The organism is uncultured Microbacterium sp. (assembly GCF_964244775.1).
Taxonomy (GTDB): domain Bacteria; phylum Actinomycetota; class Actinomycetes; order Actinomycetales; family Microbacteriaceae; genus Microbacterium.
Window position 1 is genome coordinate 61,949 of sequence record NZ_CAXTJR010000010.1, and the last position, 20,520, is coordinate 82,468.

The 20,520-nt window shown below is 67.6% G+C and carries 20 protein-coding genes; 8 read left to right on the forward strand and 12 right to left on the reverse strand.

Going from position 1 to position 20,520, the window contains the following annotated elements; genetic code table 11:
• Positions 1 to 4: 4 nt before the first annotated feature.
• Complete coding sequence (locus ACFE6Z_RS14010) at positions 5 to 664, reverse strand: IclR family transcriptional regulator (RefSeq protein ID WP_375386310.1); 660 nt, start codon at positions 662 to 664, stop codon at positions 5 to 7.
• 143 nt (positions 665 to 807) lie between these two features.
• Here ACFE6Z_RS14010 and ACFE6Z_RS14015 point away from each other — a divergent pair, with 143 nt between their 5' ends.
• Entirely contained in the window at positions 808 to 2,250 is a 1,443-nt protein-coding gene (locus ACFE6Z_RS14015; RefSeq protein WP_375386311.1) for an aromatic amino acid lyase, read from the forward strand.
• Between the two features lie 40 nt (positions 2,251 to 2,290).
• Here the strand turns inward: ACFE6Z_RS14015 and ACFE6Z_RS14020 are convergent, their stop codons facing one another.
• Positions 2,291 to 3,049, reverse strand: a complete 759-nt coding sequence (locus ACFE6Z_RS14020; protein ID WP_375386312.1) for an SDR family oxidoreductase — start codon at positions 3,047 to 3,049, stop codon at positions 2,291 to 2,293.
• Between the two features lie 176 nt (positions 3,050 to 3,225).
• Here ACFE6Z_RS14020 and ACFE6Z_RS14025 point away from each other — a divergent pair, with 176 nt between their 5' ends.
• A complete protein-coding gene (locus ACFE6Z_RS14025; protein ID WP_375386313.1) occupies positions 3,226 to 3,717 on the forward strand; it encodes a MarR family winged helix-turn-helix transcriptional regulator in 492 nt (163 codons plus the stop codon).
• Between the two features lie 19 nt (positions 3,718 to 3,736).
• On the opposite strand, the gene ACFE6Z_RS14030 is transcribed toward ACFE6Z_RS14025, so the two are convergent.
• Both ACFE6Z_RS14030 and ACFE6Z_RS14035 read right to left on the reverse strand, forming a co-directional pair.
• Entirely contained in the window at positions 3,737 to 4,687 is a 951-nt protein-coding gene (locus ACFE6Z_RS14030) for an NmrA/HSCARG family protein (RefSeq protein ID WP_375386314.1), read from the reverse strand.
• A 136-nt stretch (positions 4,688 to 4,823) separates the two neighbouring features.
• Positions 4,824 to 5,741, reverse strand: a complete 918-nt coding sequence (locus ACFE6Z_RS14035) for an NAD(P)H-binding protein (RefSeq protein WP_375386315.1) — start codon at positions 5,739 to 5,741, stop codon at positions 4,824 to 4,826.
• Between the two features lie 153 nt (positions 5,742 to 5,894).
• Between ACFE6Z_RS14035 and cyoE the strand changes: the two genes are divergently transcribed.
• Complete coding sequence (cyoE, locus tag ACFE6Z_RS14040) at positions 5,895 to 6,869, forward strand: heme o synthase (protein ID WP_375386316.1); 975 nt, start codon at positions 5,895 to 5,897, stop codon at positions 6,867 to 6,869.
• On the opposite strand, the gene ACFE6Z_RS14045 is transcribed toward cyoE, so the two are convergent.
• Complete coding sequence (locus ACFE6Z_RS14045; protein ID WP_375386317.1) at positions 6,810 to 7,361, reverse strand: MarR family winged helix-turn-helix transcriptional regulator; 552 nt, start codon at positions 7,359 to 7,361, stop codon at positions 6,810 to 6,812. The two genes, cyoE and ACFE6Z_RS14045, sit on opposite strands and share 60 nt — an antisense overlap.
• Before the next feature lie 167 nt (positions 7,362 to 7,528).
• Here ACFE6Z_RS14045 and ACFE6Z_RS14050 point away from each other — a divergent pair, with 167 nt between their 5' ends.
• Together ACFE6Z_RS14050 and ACFE6Z_RS14055 are read left to right on the forward strand one after the other, a co-directional pair.
• Complete coding sequence (locus ACFE6Z_RS14050) at positions 7,529 to 8,956, forward strand: FGGY family carbohydrate kinase (protein WP_375386318.1); 1,428 nt, start codon at positions 7,529 to 7,531, stop codon at positions 8,954 to 8,956.
• Between the two features lie 15 nt (positions 8,957 to 8,971).
• Positions 8,972 to 10,129 (forward strand): NAD(P)/FAD-dependent oxidoreductase, encoded by a 1,158-nt coding sequence (locus ACFE6Z_RS14055; protein ID WP_375386319.1) that lies wholly within the window; start codon positions 8,972 to 8,974, stop codon positions 10,127 to 10,129.
• A gap of 61 nt (positions 10,130 to 10,190) precedes the next feature.
• Here ACFE6Z_RS14055 and ACFE6Z_RS14060 read toward each other — a convergent pair whose 3' ends face one another.
• The 3 genes from ACFE6Z_RS14060 to ACFE6Z_RS14070 all read right to left on the reverse strand — a co-directional run bounded on the left by ACFE6Z_RS14060 (position 10,191) and on the right by ACFE6Z_RS14070 (position 13,578).
• Complete coding sequence (locus ACFE6Z_RS14060) at positions 10,191 to 10,961, reverse strand: DeoR/GlpR family DNA-binding transcription regulator (RefSeq protein ID WP_375386320.1); 771 nt, start codon at positions 10,959 to 10,961, stop codon at positions 10,191 to 10,193.
• 198 nt (positions 10,962 to 11,159) lie between these two features.
• Positions 11,160 to 12,308 (reverse strand): hypothetical protein, encoded by a 1,149-nt coding sequence (locus ACFE6Z_RS14065; protein ID WP_375386321.1) that lies wholly within the window; start codon positions 12,306 to 12,308, stop codon positions 11,160 to 11,162.
• A gap of 268 nt (positions 12,309 to 12,576) precedes the next feature.
• On the reverse strand, positions 12,577 to 13,578 hold the full coding sequence (locus ACFE6Z_RS14070) for a LacI family DNA-binding transcriptional regulator (RefSeq protein ID WP_375386322.1): 1,002 nt from the start codon (positions 13,576 to 13,578) through the stop codon (positions 12,577 to 12,579).
• Between the two features lie 107 nt (positions 13,579 to 13,685).
• Here ACFE6Z_RS14070 and hisD point away from each other — a divergent pair, with 107 nt between their 5' ends.
• From hisD to ACFE6Z_RS14085, 3 genes are read left to right on the forward strand one after another with little or no spacing between them, the layout of a single operon-like run.
• On the forward strand, positions 13,686 to 15,008 hold the full coding sequence (hisD, locus tag ACFE6Z_RS14075) for a histidinol dehydrogenase (protein ID WP_375386323.1): 1,323 nt from the start codon (positions 13,686 to 13,688) through the stop codon (positions 15,006 to 15,008).
• The gene (locus ACFE6Z_RS14080; protein ID WP_375386324.1) at positions 15,008 to 15,766 is read left to right on the forward strand and encodes an SDR family NAD(P)-dependent oxidoreductase; all 759 of its coding nucleotides are present in this window, start codon (positions 15,008 to 15,010) and stop codon (positions 15,764 to 15,766) included. The genes hisD and ACFE6Z_RS14080 overlap by 1 nt, the downstream gene beginning before the upstream one ends.
• A complete protein-coding gene (locus tag ACFE6Z_RS14085; protein WP_375386325.1) occupies positions 15,763 to 16,509 on the forward strand; it encodes an HpcH/HpaI aldolase/citrate lyase family protein in 747 nt (248 codons plus the stop codon). The genes ACFE6Z_RS14080 and ACFE6Z_RS14085 overlap by 4 nt, the downstream gene beginning before the upstream one ends.
• Here the strand turns inward: ACFE6Z_RS14085 and ACFE6Z_RS14090 are convergent.
• The 4 genes from ACFE6Z_RS14090 to ACFE6Z_RS14105 form a co-directional block, all read right to left on the reverse strand.
• On the reverse strand, positions 16,506 to 17,234 hold the full coding sequence (locus tag ACFE6Z_RS14090) for an alpha/beta fold hydrolase (protein WP_375386326.1): 729 nt from the start codon (positions 17,232 to 17,234) through the stop codon (positions 16,506 to 16,508). The two genes, ACFE6Z_RS14085 and ACFE6Z_RS14090, sit on opposite strands and share 4 nt — an antisense overlap.
• 1 nt (position 17,235) lies before the next feature.
• The gene (locus ACFE6Z_RS14095; RefSeq protein ID WP_375386327.1) at positions 17,236 to 18,135 is read right to left on the reverse strand and encodes a carbohydrate ABC transporter permease; all 900 of its coding nucleotides are present in this window, start codon (positions 18,133 to 18,135) and stop codon (positions 17,236 to 17,238) included.
• The gene (locus ACFE6Z_RS14100; protein WP_375386328.1) at positions 18,132 to 19,010 is read right to left on the reverse strand and encodes a carbohydrate ABC transporter permease; all 879 of its coding nucleotides are present in this window, start codon (positions 19,008 to 19,010) and stop codon (positions 18,132 to 18,134) included. Before ACFE6Z_RS14100 ends, ACFE6Z_RS14095 begins: the two co-directional genes overlap by 4 nt.
• Before the next feature lie 100 nt (positions 19,011 to 19,110).
• Positions 19,111 to 20,418 (reverse strand): ABC transporter substrate-binding protein, encoded by a 1,308-nt coding sequence (locus tag ACFE6Z_RS14105; protein WP_375386329.1) that lies wholly within the window; start codon positions 20,416 to 20,418, stop codon positions 19,111 to 19,113.
• Between the last annotated feature and the right edge of the window lie 102 nt (positions 20,419 to 20,520).

Consider the following 20,520-nt stretch of genomic DNA (forward strand, 5'->3'; position numbering starts at 1 on the left):
GCTCCTAAAGGGCGGTTCCATTGGTGAGCCCGGCCGAGAGACGGCGGGCGGCGGTGGCCAGGAGGACGCCGCATTGCTGAGCGGATTTCTCCGTCAGGCGGTAGGACGGTACGAGGATGCTGATGGCTGCGACGATGCGACCCGCGGCCGTGATGGGAGCAGCGAGCGCAGTCACGTCGCGCTCGATGCCGCGCTCGACGATGACGAACCCCGCGTGGGGGGTCTCGCCGCCGAGTACCAGTCCTGCCGCCGACCCGGCGAGCGGGATCGTGCGACCCACCCAGTTCGCGTGGCGGACGGAGTGGGACCCTTCGATGATGCTGATGTAGAGGGCGGATGCCGCGTGTCCCTCGACGCTCAGGTAGACGGACTCGCCCGTGGCCTCCTCGAGGCCCACCATCTCGTCGTGGCAGATGTCGATGAGTGACTCGTGGCCGAGTGCCTGCGCACCCAGCTGCATCAGCCGCGAGCCGGCACGGTAGCTTCCCTCGTCGTCACGACGAACGAAGCCGCTCGCCTCGAGAGTGCGAAGAAGTCGGAGGGCGGTGCTGGGCGCAAGGCCGGCGGCCCGGGAGGCGTCCGCGAGCGACGCGCTGCCCTGCTCGCACACGTTCGCCAGCAGTATCAGTGCTCGTTCCACAGTGCGTGTGGACTGTTCGCTCATGGGGAGCCTTTCCAAAATCGACAACTCTGACGATAGGAACATGTTGTTTCACCGGCGGTCATCCAGTGTTTCCACTCAGTAAAATACACGTGCCACCCTATGAAACGAAGACAAAAGGCAAATTTGTGCGCAAGAGTGTGCGTGTGAGCAATTCGGCGGGGCGTCGAGCCCCCATCACCTTCGATGTCGACGTGCCCGTCTCTCTGGCAGATGTGGTCGCGATCGCGGACGGCCTCCCGGTGCGGCTCACCGCGGATGTGCTGCGATCGATCGCTGACGCCGCGGCCATGGCCGACGAGATCGCGAAGACCACGCCGACGTACGGCAGATCGACCGGCGTGGGTGCGAACAGAGAGACCTCGGTCACCGAGCTGTCCGATCACGGGTTGCGTCTGGTCCGAAGTCACGCCACCGACACGGGTGACCTGCTCCCGGCGCGAACGGTGCGAGCGTTCGTCGCGACGCGGCTCGCCCAGCTCGCACGAGTGGGATCGGGGATCGATCCCGCTGTCTTGTCGGCTCTCGCCGACACGCTGAACAGCGGCGCCGTGGCCGAGATCGGCACGGTCGGCTCGATCGGCACCGCAGATCTCGCCGCGCTCGCCGCCCTCGGTCTGTCGTTGGCGGGTGAGCGCAGCGCCGGATCGCCGATCCACGCGCTCCGCTGGGGTGTCGACAGCGCGCTGCCCTTCCTCAGCAGCAGCGCCCTCACGATCGGGCGAGGTATTCTCGCGTCCGCCGACATGCGCCGACTCGATCGCGCGGGACGAGTCGCGTTCGCGCTGGCCGCGGTCGCGCTCCGGGCCAACCCCTCCTTCGTTTCCGACACGGCGGGGTCAGCTGCCGCCGCCCCACACGTCCACGACGTCGGGGCTGAGGTTCGGGCGCTACTGGACGGGGCGTCCTGGACGCCCGCGCGCATCCAGGATCCCTTCGGGCTTCGGGTCTACCCCATCACGCAGGCGGCGCTGCTGACCGCCCTCGAGCGACTGGACTCGCAGCTTCACCGCGTGCTCAATGCGGCACAGGAGAACCCCGTCTTCGACATCCAGGCGCGGACGGCCACGCACCACGGCGCGTTCTTCCAAGCCCAGCTCGCGCTCGACCTCGATGCGACGAATCTGGCCGTCGCGCAGTCTGCAACCAATGTCCATGCCCTCCTCCGGCTCACCAACGAGCCGGCGTTCACCGGGCTGGCCCCGTTCCTCGCGACCGGGCCGGCGGGTTCGTCCGGGCTGATGATGCTGGAGTACACGGCGGCCGGAGCGCTCGCCGAGATCCGCAATGCCGCGAGCCCCGCATCGCTGGGGACGATCGTGCTGTCCAGAGGCGCTGAAGAGGACGCCAGCTTTGCGACCCAGGGTGTGGCGCAGCTGGAACGCGCCGTCGCCTCTTACCGAGTCATCCTCGCGTGCGAGCTTCTCGCGATCTCGCGCCTGCTCTCTCAGCTCGAGGTCCACCTGCCGCCCGCCCTCGCGCCCGCGGGGGTCGACATCCGCGCGCTGCAACCGCATCACGAGGATCAGGATCTCCGCGGCCCGCTTCGGGCTGCGGAGGATCTGCTCGATTCGCTCGCGGCGCTCTGACGCAGCCTCAGTCGATCAGCGCGAGCACCTGGTCACGTCGTCATCGCGTCGAGGAGCGCTCGTCCAACCACTGCTGAAGGGTATCGGTGCCGATCAGGGCACCCTCGTGCGGAAGCAGGAGGTTGCCGGCCATCTCGGTGCCGGTGCCGCTCTCATCCCATGAAGGGTCGAGCACGAGGTGCTGACCGCTTGCGGCCAGCGTGCGACGCGCCACATCCACCAGGTCGTGCCGCTCGGGCCCGGCGATCTCGATGATGCCGTTGGCTGGCGCGCCGGCCGCAGCATCCGCCAGCATCCTCGCGGTGTCTGCGAGCGAGATCGGCTGCATGAGCAACGGCGGGATGTGCGAGGTCTCGCCGTCGAGCCCCCATCCGACGGCCATCTCGGCGTACTCGAAGAACTGGGTCGCCCGCACGATCGTGTAGGGCACCGAGGCGCTTCGCACCAGGTTCTCCTGTGCGAGCTTTCCGGCGAAATGCGCCTCCTCGGGAGCCTGATCGACACCGATGATCGACAGCAGCACGTGGTGCTGCACGCCCACCGCGGCCTCTGCATGCAGGAGGGCCGCAGTGCTGGCAGAGAAGAACGACACCAAGTCGTCGCGCGTCACGGCGCCGGTGTTGATGACGTCGATCACCGCGCTGACACCCTCGAGCGCCTGTGCGAGCTGGTCGGCATCGAGCACGTCCACGCCGGTGGAGCGTGCGATGACGACCACGTCGGTTGCGGGAATGGCCTCGAGGTGCCGGACCAAGGCGGAACCGATGAGCCCTGTGCCGCCGATGACTGCGATCTTCATGTTCGTCCTGCTCAAGTGGTGAGGGTGCGGTCGTGGGTCGGCCCTCAGACTATCGGCTGCGCCGGAAGCAGACGGCACACGCAGACACCGCAGGCCGACACCACAGGCACACGCCGTGGCCGCCGCATCCGCGCATAGTCTGGGGGCGGAGTGCGGGAGCGGCCGAGAGGGGCGAGATGAATCCTGGTGGCGCAGATCAGTCTTCGCGAAGGTCGCCCACGGCCGAGCAGCTGCGGGTCTGGCGGTCATTCGCCGAGACGTCCGAGCGGCTCAAGAACATCGTGGCGGTGCAGCTGCAGGACGACTCGGCCCTGTCGACCGGCGACTACGCGGTCTTGGTCGCGCTGTTCGAGCAGCCCGATCGGCGCATGCGCTCATCTCAGCTCGCCGAGCACATCAGCTGGCAGCGCAGCCGGCTCTCGCATCACCTCGGGCGGATGGAGAAGCGCGGCCTCGTCACTCGCGAGACCGCCGTCGACGACAGCCGCGGCGCGGTGATCGCCCTGACCCCCACGGGCGCGGCCATGTTCAGAAAGGCCTCACCGGCGCACCTGCACACGATCCACGACACGTTCGTCGCGGCCCTGGACGCGCGCCAGCTCGCGGCCATCGACGACGCGATGCGGGCCCTTGACACGCACCTGAACGGGTCGCCCGAGGATCGGTGATCATCGGGCGACCCGGTGATCAGGCGACGCGCAGCGAATCGGCGTTCTCTCGGGCCCACGCGGCGAAGCTCTTGAGGTCGGGGTTGAGCCGGCGCGCCTGCTCGAGATCGCGGGCGCCGATGAACTCGGCCTCGAAGTCGCCGTAGTACTGGAACATGTTGGCGATCTCATCCGCACCGGGAAAGCCGAAGCCCCGGAAGATGTCGTACGGCACCGACTGGAAGCGCACGGGCTCTCCGATCGCCTCGCCGAGCTGCTCGGCATACTGCGCTCCGGTCAGGTGGTCGCCCGCCAGGCCCACGGTCTGACCGATGTACTGGTCGCCGGCGGCGAGGATGGCGAACGCCGTGCGACCGATGTCATCGACATCCACGCCGGCGAGCAGCTTGCCGTCTTCGAACGGCAGGGTCAGGGTGAGCGCCCCGTCTTCGCCGCGCTGCGGGGCGAGGTCTTTGGCGAACCCCTGGTAGAAGAACGTCGTGTTGAGGACCGTGGTGGGCACACCCTCGGCGGCGAAGAGATCGTTGCCCTCGCCCTTGGCGTCGAAGTGCGGCACGTTGAAGCGGTCCTGCAGCACGGGCATGCGATCGTCGTGGAGGGGCAGCAGGTCGCGGGTGTCTTCGAGCGTCGACCATACGACGTGCTGGAGCCCCGCCGCCTTGGCCGAGCGCGCGAGCACACCGATCTCGGCGAGCTCGCGGTCGGCCGAGCCATGGGCCCAGAAGTTGGTGACGAAGAAGGCACCGTATGCCCCTTCGAGCGCGGCGCGTGTGCTGGCCTCGTCACCGAAGTCGGCGCGCACGACCTGGGCGCCCAGGTCGGCGAGCTGCTTCGCCGCCGCCGATTCGGGGTCGCGGGTGAGGGCGCGCACGGCGAAACGGTGCTCGGGGTCGGCGAGGATGGCGCGGGCTGCGCCGCCACCCTGCGCGCCCGTGGCCCCCGCGACGGCGATGATCTGCTGCTCGTTCATTGTTCTCCCTAGACATTCGATATAGTTGACGTGTCAATCATATATCGATATGCGACGAGCAGGATGCCGCGGCCGAAGGTGGCCCTTCGGCCGCGGTCGAGAACGCCGACAACGGATCGGGGCTACGCGTTGATCCCTACGCCGTCGCTGCGTTGCCCCGCGATTCGCTCGTCTCGGCCAGCCATGAGGGACGCTGCTCTTCGAGCGCGCGGGCGAGCCCGTCGACCAGGCTCACCGTCGGCTTGTCCGTCAGGCTGGAGAGATGTCCCGTGGCCCTCGACAGCGCGCCGTCGCGGATGTTGGCGTCCAGCGCGACGACGAACCCCGCGGTGCCTGAGTCGACGCCCGCCGCAGTCAGCGACTCGACATGCTCTTCGGGGGTGAGATTGCGAAAGCTGACGGGCCGGCCCGTCAGCTCGCTGATCGCCAGTGCGAGCTGCTCGTAATCCCAGGCGTCATCACCTGACAGCTCGAAAACCTGCCCTGCGAGCGACGGGTCCAGCAGTGCGGCGGCCGCAGCATCCGCATATTCTGCCCGCGTGGCGCTGGCCACCCGACCGGTGCCGACGCTCGCGGTGATCTCACCCGTCTCGCGACCGGCGACGATGTCGCCGTAGTAGTTCTCGGTGTACCAGTTGTTGCGCAGGATCGTGAACGGCACTCCCGACTCCACAAGCGCTTCTTCGGTGGCCTTGTGCTCCGGCGCGAGGATCAGCGAGGTCGTGGTGGCCTCGGCGACACTGGTGTACACGATGCGGTCGACTGCGGCACCCCGCGCGGCGTGGATGACCGCGGTGTGCTGTGCGACGCGCTGACCGACTTCGGAACCCGACACGAGCATGAGCGTGTCGCCTTCGTTCACCACCGCCGACACAGTCTCGGGGCGCGAGTAGTCCAACTCGGCCGTGGTCACCCCGGCGTCGGCGAGCGCCGACAGTGAGTCGACGTTTCGTGAGGTGGCAACGATGTCGCGGGGGGCGACACCGCGTGCGAGAAGGGCATCGACGATGCGACGACCGAGCTGGCCAGAGGCAGCGGTGACGATGTAGGGCATTCGGGTTCCTCACTGTAAGGGGATCGACCTGTAGGGGTATCGACCAAGCCAACTCACCGCAGACCCCGTTCATTCCGCGTTCGAGCGGGCGGGGCGACGACGGAGCGCTCGGGAAGTATCAGCTACACTGATCATCGACGTACAGGAGACAGCTTGCGAACGACACCGCCCCCGGCCGACTTCGGCGGTACGGGCAGGAGGTTCGCACCAGGCACCGCCGGCACCGATGCGTCGATCGCCGCGCGAGCGACCGGTGGAGGCTGGTGGGCCACGCTGCTGCGGTACGCCTCGCTCACCAAGCCGGGAGTGCTCGCGGCGAACGTGATGACGCTCGTGGCCGGATTCCTGCTCGCCTCGGGCGACCGCATCGACGGAGTGCTCCTCGCGGGGGCGGTGACGGGCACGACGCTGGTCATCGCGTCGGCCTGCACGATCAACAACGTGCTCGACCGCGACATCGACACCCGGATGCTGCGCACCAGCGAGCGAGCGACCGTGACAGGGAGCGTGACAGTCGCTCGAGCGGCCGTCTTCGGCGTCGTCCTCGGCGCCGCGGGCCTGGCGGTGCTGGTGACGATGACCAATGCGCTGGTGGTCATCATCGGAGTCGCCGGGTTCGTCACCTACGTGGTGTTCTACGGGATGCTGGGCAAGCGCCGGTCTGTGCACGGCACCCTGGTCGGAAGCCTCTCGGGCGCGGCGCCGATTCTCGCGGGCTATGCGGCCGTGACCGGCCAGATCGACGGGATCGCCGCGCTGGCCTTCCTCGCACTGTTCGCGTGGCAGATGCCGGAGTTCTACTCCATCGCGATCTATCGGCGAGACGAATACGCGGCTGCGGGCGTGCCGGTCATCAGCGTGGTCTACGGCGTTCGGCGCACGATCGCGGCGATTTTCGCCTACACGGCCATCTTCGTCGCCGCGACACTCGGGGTGGGGCTCCTTGCCGATCTCGGCATCATCTATGCCGTCGTTATGGGGATCACGGGCGCGGGATGGATCGGCCTCGGTGTCCGCGGCTTCTCTGCCGCCGACAGCTCCGCGTGGGCGCGGCAAATGTTCCGGTACTCACTGATCGCGGTGCTGGTCTTCTGCGTGATGATCTCGATCGGCGCCCCGCTGCCCTGAGCGCGCCGCAGCGCTCCGCCGCGCCGCCGCGCGTTCCTGAAAGTACTTCGACCCGACCGCACGAAGCGCCGTTCCGAGCCGGAGGGTATCCGGATCGTCGCTCTCGTCGAACCACTCGGCATCGAAGCGCTGCGACGTGCGCACCCCGTCGTCGATTGCTCGCAGGCCGGCGTCGGTGATCCGCAGGCGCGCCGACCGTCCGCGTCCGCCACCCGACATCACCACGTAGCCATCGGCCACCAGCGCCCGCACGATCACGTGCATGCTCTGCACCGAGATGCCCGCATCGTCGGCGAGGGACGTGAACGACGCCTCGCTGCGATGCTTGAGGGAGGCCAGGACGCCGAGCTTGCGAATGGAGAGCGAGAGCGGTGCGAGTTCGGCCTCGATCCTCTGCTCGTAGCTTCGTGCCAAGAGCACCAGCGTCATCGCGGCGTTCACCGGCGGAGTCGACGGGGTCGGCCGGGCGGAAGGTGGGGTGGAGTCGTGCATCGACAGCCTCCTTCTGCGCAGATTCGACACTAGCGCCACAGGCGTGCGGCATTGACAATCAGCGGTCTGAGTGTCCATACTTATCCACAACTTCCCACAAAATCTGTCAAGATCGGTCAGACCATGGCGTCGCCCTCGCAGTCCGTATCCAACGCAGAGGAGCGCCGATGACCACCGTTCTGGCCATCGATCAGGGCACCTCGGGGACGAAGGCCGTCGTCGTTTCGCCCGACGGCGCCATCCTGGGGCTCGCCGAGCAGCCGCTCCGACCCGACTACTCTGCCGGCGGCGCGGTCGAGCAAGACCCCCGGCTGCTGCTGGCGAGTGTGCTGGATGCTGGGCGGGCGGCTCTCGCGGAGGCGCGCACCGGAGTCGACATCGTGACGATCGCGAATCAAGGCGAGACCGTCTTGGCGTGGGACCCCGACTCGGGGGCTCCGCTCACCAACTTGATCGTCTGGCAGGACCGCCGCGCGGAGTCGATCTGTGCCGAGCTCGTCGAACACCGCGACGACATCGCGGCACGCACCGGGCTGGTCGTCGACCCCTACTTCTCCGCCCCGAAGCAGACCTGGATCCGGCGAAACCTCACCACCGAGGGAGTGGTGACGACATCCGATTCGTGGCTGCTGCACCAGCTGACCGGCGAGTTCGTCACCGATGTGTCTACCGCCAGCCGGTCGCTCGTCACCGATCTGGACACGACGACCTGGGACTCCGAGTTGCTCGACCTGTTCGGGCTCGCGGACGAAGCACTGCCGACGATCCTGCCCTCCGATGCGATCGCCGGCTCCACCAGCCTCTTCGGAGGCGAGGTCGCGGTCGGCGGGCTGGTGGTGGATCAGCAGGCCGCCCTGCTCGCCGAGTCGTGCCTCCTGCCCGGTGAGGCCAAGTGCACATTCGGCACCGGCGCTTTCCTTCTCACGAACGCGGGCGGCGGGGCTCAGCGCTCGACCTCGGGCCTGGCCGCGTCCGTCGCATGGAGTGTCGGAGGCCAGCCGACCTACTGCTTCGACGGCCAGGTGTACACCGCGGCATCAGCGATCCGGTGGCTGGAGAACCTCGGGTTCATCGGCCATGCCGCAGACCTCGACCGCGTGGCCGCGCCCGACTCGGAAGGCGTCTTCAGTGTCCCGGCATTCGCGGGGCTGGGCGCCCCCTGGTGGCGGTCGGACGCGCGCGCGAGCATCGCGGGCATGAGCCTCTCGACCGGCGTCGGGCACATCGTGCGGTCGGTGCTCGAGGGCATCGCGGCGCAGGTCGCCGAGCTCGGCCGCCTCGTCGCTGCCGACATCGGCACGCCCCTCACGCGCCTTCGCGTCGACGGCGGGCTCACCCGAAGCCAGGTGCTCATGCAGGCGGTCGCCGACCTGATGCAGATCGAAGTGGACGTGTACCCCTCGCAGCACGCCACCCCCCTGGGCGCTGCTGCGCTGGCGCGTATCGCGCACGCGCCCGGATTGTCGCTGGAGGCTGCCGTGATCGGCTGGCAGCCGGTGACCGTGTACATCCCGCGCTGGTCCGCCGACCGCGCGGCGGAGTTCATGGCGCAATGGCGCGCCGTCGCGGATTCCACCTTTTCCACGCCCACCTGAACCACGGAGTAGATCTTGACCTCACACACCGCCACCGTCGCGATCATCGGCGGCGGGATTGTCGGTACCGCCATCCTGCACACCCTCGCCCATCGGGGGGTGGACGCGATCCTGCTGGAAGCCGAAGCCGACCTGGCGCTGCAGGCGAGCGGCACGAACTCCGGCATCCTGCACACCGGCTTCGATTCGACCCCTGGGGCCCTCGAGACGCAGCTGATCCTGCGCTCGGCCGAGCTGCGTCCCGCTATTCTCGACGCACTCGGCGTGCCCGTACTGCGCTGCGGCGCCGTGCTCGTCCCGCAGCGCGCCGAAGACCGCGACGTCATCGCAGAGCTCGCCCAGAATGCTGCCCGCAACGGAGTGACAGTCAGCATCCGCGACAGCGACGGTGCGCTGCTCGTGCCCGGCGAATCGGTCACCGACCCGGTGGCGTTCACCCTCGCACTCGGGCGCTCGGCCGAAGCGGCAGGCGCGCGCATCCTTCGCGACGCGCGCGTGGCGCAGATTCGCATCGGTGCGGATGCCCTGACGGTTATCACGAGCGATCACGAGGTCGCCGCGGCCGTCGTGATCAACTCGGCCGGCCTGCACGCCGACGCGGTCGCACGGCTCATCGGCGACGACTCGTTCGAGATCTACCCCCGCAAGGGTGAGTTCTTCGTCTACGCGCTGCCCGGCGGCGAGACGCTCGACGAGATCCTGCTGCCGGTGCCCACTAAGCGCACCAAAGGGGTCCTGGTGTTCCCCACCCTCGACGGCCGGGTGATCGCCGGGCCGACCGCATACGACCAGAGCGACAAGGACGACTGGAGCGTGCGCCCCGAGGCGGGAGGCGAAGTGCTCGATAAGGCCGCCGCCCAGTACCCGGCACTCATGGGCCTCGTACCCGTCGCCACGTATGCGGGGCTGCGCCCCGCGGGGGTGGACGCGAACTACATCATCGGCTCGTCGGCCGTCGACGCTCGGTTCGTCAACGTGGCCGCCATTCGATCGACCGGGCTCTCGGCATCCCTCGGTATCGCCGCCTACGTCGCCGAGCTGCTGGCACCGCTCGGCGTGCAGCTCAGCGAGGCCCCCGCCCCCACGCGCGTCCCCGCACCCGCGACAGCGGATTCGTCCACCGAGTTCTGGTGGCAGCGCACGGCGCGGCAGCGCGCGACCCTCCGGGAATAGAAGGATGCAGCACATAGCTGATCGGCCATCGTGGGAGAGACCGCCCTCGCGGCGATTCGGGTCAGTCGGCGACGATCACCCGCGTGCCTGACGCATCGAGTCGGTGTCGCAGGTCGCCCGTCGGCGCTTCATCGACGATCACCGCGGTGAAATCGCCCAGGCTCGCTGCTCGGTACCGGGCGATGACCCCGAACTTCGTCGCGTCGCACAGCACGTACGACGTCGACGAGTTCGACAGCACGGTACGGCGGGTCTCGGCTTCATCGCGGTAGTAGTCGGTCAGGCCGGCCGTCGCGTGAAGCCCGCCGGAACCGACGAGGGCCACATCGAAGTGCGTGCCGGCGATGAAGTCGACGGCGCTCACGCCCGACACCGCGAGGTCGCCCGACCGAAGGCGCCCGCCGACGACGATCACTTCGAGGTCGCGGCGGTCTGCCAGCTCGACCGCAACCCGCACCGACGTCGTCACGACCGTCGCAGACAGTGACGCCGGCAGCGCCCGCGCCGCCAGCAGGGCGGTCGTGCCGACGTCGATCATGACGAGGCCGCCCGGGGGGACGAGCGCGGCCGCGGTCTGCGCGATCCGCTGCTTGCGCTCCGGCGACACCGCGCTGCGCACATCGAACGAGGGCTCGAACGAGACCTCGGACCTGGTCGTCACGGTCGCGCCGCCGTGCACCCGGGCGATCCGACCGTCCTCTTCGAGCGCGAGCAGGTCGCGCCGGATGGTCTCGGCCGAGACGTCCAGCCTCGTCGCGAGATCCTCGGTGCTCACCGCCCCCGCCGAGGAGACCAGATCGGCGATCTTGCGTCGACGCTCAGCGGCGAGCATCCGCGAGGATTTCTGTGGATTGCCGTGGATTCATGTGGACATCCTCGCCACTGAGCCCCAGGCGTGTCAACAGACGGTGACGGGGGGGAGTCCTCGTGCCAACCCGCCGCAGAGCGACGAAGAGCCCTGTGCGCCACACGGTCGGTGGCGCACAGGGCTCATCTTGTGCGATCGAGTCAGCTCCCGATCGCGCGAATCTCAGTCGTCTTCGGTCGCCGTGATCATCACTCCGACGGGGGCCAGGTAGCCGTTGGGGTCGATCGTCCAGTCGGCGTCGCGCGCGGCGTCGACGACCTCGGGAGCCCAGTCGAGGTAGACGCGGTCATCGCCCGAGTTGATCACAAGCAACTCGCCGGCACCCGACTCGCCCGCCTCGATGCAGCGGAACGCGCGCCAAGCTCCCGGCGGCACGGACAGAGCGTCGGCGGAGCCGAGCTCGACGGTGGTCGCGGGGTCGCCGTTGAGCGTGACTTCCCAGCGCCCCGACTTGACCAGCAGCTGCTGCGTCTTGTCGTGGCGGTGGCGCAGGATGCCCTCATCTTCGGCGGCGCGCACCCACGCGAGGTTGAAGGAGTGCGGCTCGTGGATGTTCGGGACCTGACGACGGTCTTCGGTCATGCCGTAGCCGATGACGAGAGCGATCTCGGCCCCGCCACCGGGGAGCGCGTTGCACAGCAGCGCGTTGCTGCTGTAGCGACGGTCGCCCGTCTGGACGACGCGCTGACGCATCTCTTCGACCGAGTACGTGGTCAGGTCGTCGATGTACTTCTGCTGCATCGGCGTGATCAGGGCCACGTCTTCGGGAAGCACGTCGCCCGCAACTGTGTCGATGAGCCGGTTGTCGGCGGTGAGGTGCAGGCCGTACGACTCCGCCTCGCGCAGAACTGACGGGCCCCAGATGATGCCGCCGGTGTCGTCACGGCCGAGCACCGTGTAGAGCAGCCCCTCGTCCGGGCCCTCGTTGGTGAAGCCGCGGAAGATCCACGTGGGGACGGTGATGATGTCGCCATCGGTGCTCACGTACTCGCCCTGCGAGCCATCGACGCCCCAGCGCAGTCGGAACTGCCCGCCGAGGTTGATGAACACCTCGGCCGTGAAGTGCAGGTGCAGGTTGTTCGAGATGCCGTTGGGCATACCCGCGGCGCCGGTGTTGAAGCCGTGGTTCTCGGTGAGGTTCACGTACTGGTTGGGGTTCTGCGAGACACCGGCGCCGATGAACGCGTAGTTCTCTTTGAGGTCCGAGCCCGGTGTGCGGCAGTCGATGAAAGCCGCGTTGCAGGCGACCCAGTCGGTACGGCGGATCGTGCGGCGCTGGACTTCGGTGGTATCTACGATGGTGTCGCTCATTGGTGTCTTTCTTTCTGAATCTCTTGTCTGGTGTGAAGACTCGGCCCTTTGCCGGTGGGGTCTTCGCGGCGCATCTCGTGCAGGTGTCGCATGAGATGCGCGCGGTTGCAGGCGTCACGGTGCGCGAAGGAGTGGGCAGCCAGGCAGCCGGCTCTTCCGCGATCCTGTGTGCGGCGGATGTACCGCCTACTCGAATCAGTGTATGCGTATGCACAAACGAGTGCAAGGGTTTCCGCCGACCGCGGGTATATGCGTCGCAGTGCTCGGATCAGCGGTCGCCGAGCGGCGTGGTCGTGGACCGTTCGACGAACGTCGTCGGGAACGAGATGCTCGAGATCTCGGCGCTCGGATCTGAGATACGGCGGGTGATGAGCCGTGCGGCGGCCGCTGCCATCGCCGAGATGTCGTAGGCGATCGTGGTGAGATCGATGATCGGCCAGCCCGCGGCGGGCAAGTCGTCGAAGCCGATCACCGAGACGTCGCCCGGCACGGCCGCCCCCATCCTGCGCGCGGCGTTCAGGGCGCCGAACGCGACCACGTCGTTGCCGCAGAAGATGAGGGTGGGCGGCTGCGCGAGCGAGAGCATCGCGGTGGCCTCGCGATCGCCGGTGTCGGTGTCGAACGGGCCGCGCCGCACGTACGTGGGATCAAGGACGAGACCATTCAGTTCCAGCGCTGCGCGCAGGCCCGCTTCACGACTCTGGGCCGTGCTCGTGTTCTGCGGGCCGAGGATGGCGCCGATGCGGTGATGACCTAACGCACGGGCGCTCGCGACTGCCGCCCGAAAGCCTCCCGCCGGATCGACGATCGCGGCGTCGGCCTCGACGAGGGTGGTCGTGCGGTTGAAGTAGACGAAGGGAAGGCCGCGGTCGCGCAGGCGCACGGGAACGAGTGAGTCGACGGTGGCGGTGGCGAGGATGACGCCGTCGAGGCCGTTCCCGACCAGGCGCTCGACGACCGTGGCGTTGTCTGAGGCCTCGGTGTGCAGGGTGAGCTGGAAGCCCTCGCGCTCGAGCTCGCGATGCACCGGCGCGATGACATGCGAATAGAACTGATTGTCGAGATCGGTGACCAGCAGCCCGATCCGCTGCGTTCGCCCCGACGAGAGCGCACGACCGGCATCGCTGAGCACGTAGCCCAACTGTGCCGCTGACTCGCGGACGCGGCGCTTGGTCTCCTCGGACAGACGCGGGTCATCCCGAAGCGCTCGTGAGACCGTCGGCTGAGAGACCCCTACCAGTCGGGCGACGTCATGACTGGTGACCGCCATGCCCGCCTCCCGTTGGATCGTCCGGATTCGCGCGTTGAGCCTATCGGTTCTTGACCAGCTGTGCATACGGAGGCATAATGAGCATACGTATGCACGAGAGGACACTGATGACCCTGCATCTCAAGAGCGCACCATCGAAAGCGTTCACGGACACCGCCCAGACAGATGTGGCCGACAGCGTTCGCGCCGTCATCGCCGACATCCGCGCGAACGGCGATGGCGCAGTGCGCACGTACGCGGAGAAGTTCGACAAGTGGACCGGCGGATTCCGGCTCGATGATGACGAGATCGCGCAGATCATGGCAGGGCTCGACCCGCAGGTGATCGAGGACATCGTCTTCGTGCAGACTCAGGTGCGCGACTTCGCGCAGGCGCAGCGCGACTCGCTCATCGACATCGAGATGGAGACCCTTCCCGGCGTCTTCCTCGGGCAGAAGCACGTGCCCGTGCAGGCGGCCGGCGCCTACATCCCCGGCGGCAAGTACCCGCTCACCGCATCGGCGCACATGACGATCATCACCGCGAAGGTCGCGGGCGTCCCCCGCGTGGTCGCGTGCACGCCGCCGATCCGGGGTGAGATCCCCGCCGCGACGGTCGCCGCCATGAAGCTGGCGGGGGCCGACGAGATCTACATCCTGGGCGGCATCCAGGCGGTCACGGCGATGGCCGTGGGCACCGAGACCATCGAACCTGTGAATCTGATCGCAGGGCCGGGCAACGCGTACGTGGCAGAGGCCAAGCGGCAACTCTTCGGCGAGGTGGGGATCGACCTGTTCGCAGGCCCGACCGAGATCTTGATCATCGCCGACGAGCACGCCGATCCGTTCTTCACCGCAGTCGACCTGCTCTCGCAGGCCGAGCACGGCCCCGAGTCGCCCGCCGTGCTCATCACGACGTCGGAGGCGCTGGGCCGGAAGGTGATCGAGCACATCGAAGCGCTCCTACCCGGGATGTCGACCAAGGACTACGCCGAGCCCGCGTGGCGCGACTGGGGACAGGTCATCGTCGTCGACGACCTCGATGAGGCTTATGCGCTCGCCGACACGTTCGCCTTCGAGCACGTGCAGGTATTCACCCAGAACCCGCGCGAGGCGCTGGAGAAGATGCACGACTATGGCGCGCTCTTCCTCGGCGAGAACACCGCGGTCTCGTATGGAGACAAGGTCATCGGTACGAACCACGTGCTGCCGACTCTCGGTGCCGCGCGCTACACGGGCGGCCTCTGGGTGGGCAAATACCTGCGCACAGTGACGTACCAAGAGATCATCGATCCGGCCTCGTCTGCGCATCTGGGCGATGTGCTCGGGCGGGCGGCGCGCGTCGAGCTCTTCGAGGGCCACGCCCGCTCGGGCGACGCCCGCTCCTGGCGGCACGCCGGTCGCTCGTTCGATTGGATCGACGCAGCGATCGCCGTGGAGGCCAGCGCCTGATGACCCGCCTGACGGGCCGCACGGCAGTCGTCACGGGCGGGGGCAGCGGGCTCGGGGCCGCCATCGCGGGGGCCCTCGTGGCCGCGGGCGCCGAGGTCGTCGTCGTCGGCCGCGAGCAGGCCAAGCTCCAGGCTGTGGTCGAGCGCCTCGGCGCCCGCACCCGCTGGCTGACCTGCGACGTCACAGACGCAGCATCCGTCGATGCGGTGCGAGCGGCCCTCGACGACACCGAGGTCTCGATCCTCGTCAACAACGCCGGGATCCCGGGCCCGGTTGCCGCCCTCACCGACATCGAAGTGCACGACTGGGACGAAGTCTTCGCCGTCAACGTGCGCGGCACGTATCTGCTGTGCAAGGCGTTCCTGCCCGGCATGACGGCGCGCGGCGCAGGAGACGTGATCAACATCGCCTCTGTATCGGGCAAGCGCCCTCTGGCGCACCGCACGCCCTACACCGCGTCGAAGATGGCCGTGATCGGGCTGACCTCCACCCTCGCGTTCGAGGTCGGACCCGCCGGCGTCAACGTCAACACCCTGTCGCCGGGGCCGGTGTCGGGCCCGCGGATGGAGCGCAACTTCCGCCTGGAGGCGGAGCGTTCGGGCACATCCGTCGAGGACTCCGAGCGCGCGTTCGTGTCGCGCGCGGCCCTCGGTCGCATGGTCACCGAAGACGAGGTCGCCCAGGCGGTCATCGCGATGCTCGGGATGCCCGGACTCTGCGGCGCCGACATCGATCTGTCGGGAGGGATGGTCGCGTGACCGCTCCGTCACTGCGTGCGCGCGCCCTCGCGGGGGATCGCCTGATCGGGGTGCTGCTGCGGATGCCGAGCGAAGAGCTCGTCGAGATGACGGCGATCGCGGGCTTCGATTTCGTCGTCGTCGACTGCGAGCACGGACCGGCCGACATCGTGGCGCTGCGTCAGCACATCGCGGTCGCCGCGATCCACGGGGTGCCGGTCATCGTGCGCGTCGGCGCCGGCGAGGACGGCATGATCCTGCGCGTGCTCGATCAGGGCGCGCAGGGCATCCTCGCGCCGCACATCGACACCGCCCTCGATGCGGCCGCGCTGGTCTCGGCCAGCCACTATCCGCCGATGGGTGAGCGGGGGTTCGCGACCTACAGCCGCGCGGGTCGGTTCGGAACGACGGATGCCGCCGCCCACCTCGAGTGGTACCTGCAGAACACGCTCGTGCTCGGCATGATCGAGTCGCCCACCGGTGTCGCCGCCACCGCGGAGATCGCCGCTGTGCCCGGGCTCGACGGCGTCATGGTCGGCCCGAGTGACCTCGCCGCGACGATGGGATCGGACCGCGCCGCCGTGGCCGAGGCCATCGCGCGTGTGCACGCGGACCTCGCCGCCGCCGGAGTGCTGCGCATGGATATCGTCGGCACGGCCACCGCCGCCGAGGCAGCATTCGCCGACGGGGCACAGCTGGTCGTCTACAACCTCGCCTCGTCGCTCATGGAGCGTCTGCGCGACCTGGCCGGCGCACGACCCTAGCGCCGCGCGAATCCGCTCGGCGAGCGGTGTAGGTGCGCGCTCTCATCGAGACGCGTGCGCCACTTGTGGATCATGGCCCCGATCGCCGTCGGGCGTTCGAGCGGCAGCAGGTGCGCGCCCGCGGTGGTCACCAACCGGGCATTCGGCAGCTCTGCCGCGATCTCGGCATGAAATTCCGGAGGGCAGATCACATCGTCGGCGCCCGCGATGATGAGGGCCGGGATGTCGAGCCCCCGCAGCCCGGGACGCAGGTCCACTCGCGTGGCCTGCATCCCGAGCTGGGTCCGCAGCACCGCAGGCCCCGTGGCATCCCCCATGGCGAGCGTCCGCTCGACGATGTCAGGGCGGTCCTGCAGCGTGCGAGGTGAGAGCAGCGAGTCGAGGATTCCCTCCTGCAGCTGCCGCGCCGTTGACCCGGCATCCAATCGAGCGATCCACTCGCGCCAGCCATTCTGCTGCGGTGCCGTCGGTGCTTTCGCGTTGGTCGAGATCAACACGAGCCCCTCGACGCGGTGAGGGGCCCGTATCGCCAGCGCCATCGCCACGATCGCACCGAGCGAGAGCCCCCCGAGCACGAAGCGCTGCGGCAGCCGTTCGAGCAGCGCCTCCACCTGCGGGCGCATGGCTGTCTCTGTGAGCGCAGGCGTGACCGCGTCGTCCACACCGCATCCGGTCCACAGGTCGGCTGTGCAGTTCATGCCCGGCAGCAGCACCAGCGGCGTCATGTCAGCCCTTCACGGCACCATCGCTCAAACCCGCCACGAGGTACTTCTGAGCCACGAAGGCGATCACCACCACGGGGATCGTCAGCAGTATCGAGGCTGCTCCCGCCTGTTGCAGCATCGGCAGCGTCTGCCCGAGCTGGGTGGCGATGAACACCGGCACGGTCTTGGAAGAGGTGTCGGTGAGCACCAGCGCGGTGAGATATTCCTGGAATGCGAAGAGGAAAACGAAGATCCCTGCCGTGAGGATTCCCGGCCCCATGAGGGGGATCATGACGCGGCGGAGCATGCCGATGCGCGTGCAACCGTCGATCATGGCCGCTTCATCGAGTTCTTTCGGGATCTCGGCGAAGAAGTTGCGCAGCAACCAGATCGTGAACGGCTGATTGATCGCCACCAGCGCGAGCGCCAACGCGAACGTCGTGTCGTAGATCCCGAGCGCCTTGCTGATGTCGTACATCGGCAGCACGACCGCGAATCGGGGCAGCGCACGGAATACGAGTGCGAGCACGAGCAGGATGGCGGAGACGTAGCTCGGGAAGCGCGACAGTGCATACGCTGCCGGGATGCCGATCACCAGCGCGAGCACGGTGGAGATCACGCCGACGACCAGGGTGTTGACCAGGTAGTCGGCGAAGTAGGTCGTCTCCCACAGGTTGACGAACGCATCCAGCGTCGGTGTGTACCCCCACAGCACAGGCGGGTTCGAGAACGCAACGTTGGTCGGCTTCGTGACGGTGAGCGCCATCCAGATGAACGGGCTCACCATCACGAGGCAGAGCAGCGCGAGCAGCGTGCCCGTGATCACGGGGGGCCGGGAGCGCTTGCGCGTCTTGCGGGACTTTCCTTCGATGTCGCCCGTGGTGATCGCGCGGGTCGACAGGTCCAAGTTCGTGAGCGTCATCGCACAGCCGCCTTCGCTTCTTTGAAGACCCCTCGGATGAAGGGGATGAGCATGATGAGGATCAGGATGATCGTCAACACGTTGATCGCGCTGCCCAGGCCCAGTTGCTGAGCACCGTTGGCGAACGCCACCGAATACACGTAGAGCATGATCGACTCGTTGCCGATCGCGGCTGCCTGGGGCGACAGGGGGATCAGGGTGTCGAAGAGTCGCACGACATCCATGATCGTGATCAGGGTCACGAACCCGAGGACTCCTCGGATCGTGGGGATGATCACGTGCAGGTGGGTCTGGAACCCGTTCGCACCGTCGATCGTGGACGCCTCGCGCAGTTCACCGGGCACCCCCTGGAGACCCGCCAGGATGATGAGCATCGAGAAGGGGAGGAGGTTCCAGACCGTGTTCGAGATGACCAGGATGGCGTTGGCGACGGGGTCGGTGAACCACAGCACATCTATGCCGGGGATGAAGAACCCGAGGATCTGATTGACCACGCCGCCGAAGTTGTCGTCGAACAGCCACGAGTAGGCGACGGCGCCCACCAGCTGCGGCAAGACGTAGGAAATGAGCAGGAGGCCGAGGACCACCGGACGGGAGATCGACAGCTTGTTCATGCCGGTCGCCACCATGTAGCCGAGCCCGACGATGAGGAGGGTCGAGATCAAAGTGACGGTCACGGTGAACAGGGCCGCCCGACCGAACCGCTCGTCCGTCAGCGCATTGACGTAGTTATCCAGCCCGACGAACGTACCGGGCGTGCCGTAGCGGACGCTTTCGAAGCTCCACTGGATCGTGCGGATGAGTGGGATGACCAGCAGCCCGGCCATCACCACCAAGCTGGGCGCGAAGAGCAACCAGAACTCGCGTGCCTTCATAACAGGACCTCTCTGTCCGACTGGGGCCTGGACGTTCGCCCAGGCCCCAGGTAACGACGATGTTCGTGCGCTGATGTATCCCGGTTCGGATGGCCCGAGGTCAGCCCGCGGCCGCCACCGCGGCGGACTGCATCTGCTTCAGACCCTCATCGACTCCCAGTTTGCCGGTGAGCACCTCGACGAGGATCGGACGGATGGCCTCGGTCACCGGCGGGATCGCCGGCGACACCACCGGCGTCATCGCAGCGGCGAGCGAATCATTGGCTGCCTTGCCGTAAGGGGAGTTCTTCTCGGTGACCATTCCTTCTCGCGCCGGGTATGCGGCGGGCACGGACGCAGTGGACGCCTCTTCGCTCACGGACGCGGCCATCATCTGGAACAGCATGTCCTTGTCGAGCTTCGTGTTGAAGGGGATCGACCATCCGTCGACCGACAGGTTGTTGTACACGTAGGGCGCGTCCGCCGTGGCCTTCGGCGGAGCGGCGAATGCGAACGCGTCGGAGTGCGAGCTGTTCTGGGGCTGCGTGAGGTCGTACATGCGTCCCGAGAACATTATGGCCATGGCAGCGGTGCCGTTGTACAGCTGCTGCTGCACCTTGGGCTGGTCGAAGGTGGTGACCTGCGGGTCCATGTAGGGAGTCAGCTTGGCCAGCGACTCGAGGGCCGTCTTGGCTTCGGGGGTGTCGAACGTCGGCGTGCCGTCCTCGGTCACGAACTCGACGCCGAGCGAGTTCATCGCGGCGTTGTAGCTCGTCGCCACGTCCCACGTCGCGATCCACGGCAGCGCGATGGGGTGGGTCATGAGGCCCGCTGCCTGGATCGCTTCGGCGGCCGCGATCATGTCATCGAACGTCTTCGGAGCGGCGAGGCCGAGTTGGTCGAAGATGTCCTTGCGGTAGGCCAGGACCTGCATCTGCGCCTGCATGGGGATCGCATAGAGTTCGCCCTGGTACGACATTCCGGCGCGCATCGTCTCGCTGATGTCGGCGAGTCCGTACGTCTTGGCGTACTTCTCATACAGGTCGTTCAGGGGAACGAGCTTGCCGTCGTTCGCGAACCCGGGGATCACGTACGAGTAGGTCTCGATGATGTCGTACGACCCGCTGTCGCCCGCGAGCGAGGCCTGAGTCTTGGTGACCTGGCCGCCGAAGTCGATCGGGTCGTGCTTGAGGGTGACGTCGTCCTTCGTGCAACTCGACACCATCGTGTTGGTGAACGGGTCGATCGCGGATGAGTTGTACGCGATGACGTTGACTGTCGTCGCTGACCCGGGAGGCGTGAAGTCGCACGTGACTTCGGTCGCATTCGCGCTTCCGGTACGGGTGCCGGCGCTGCATCCGGCGAGTGCGAGCGAGCCGACGACAATGACGGCTGCGAGAGCAAGAGCTCGGTTCGAGTTGGTTAGCATGTGGCGAGAGTATACGTATGCACGGTCTTTAGGGAAGCCTAAGTTATAGAAAAGATGCAGAAGTTTTTTCTCGGGAGCGTGAACGAACGGTGGCCTCTCTGC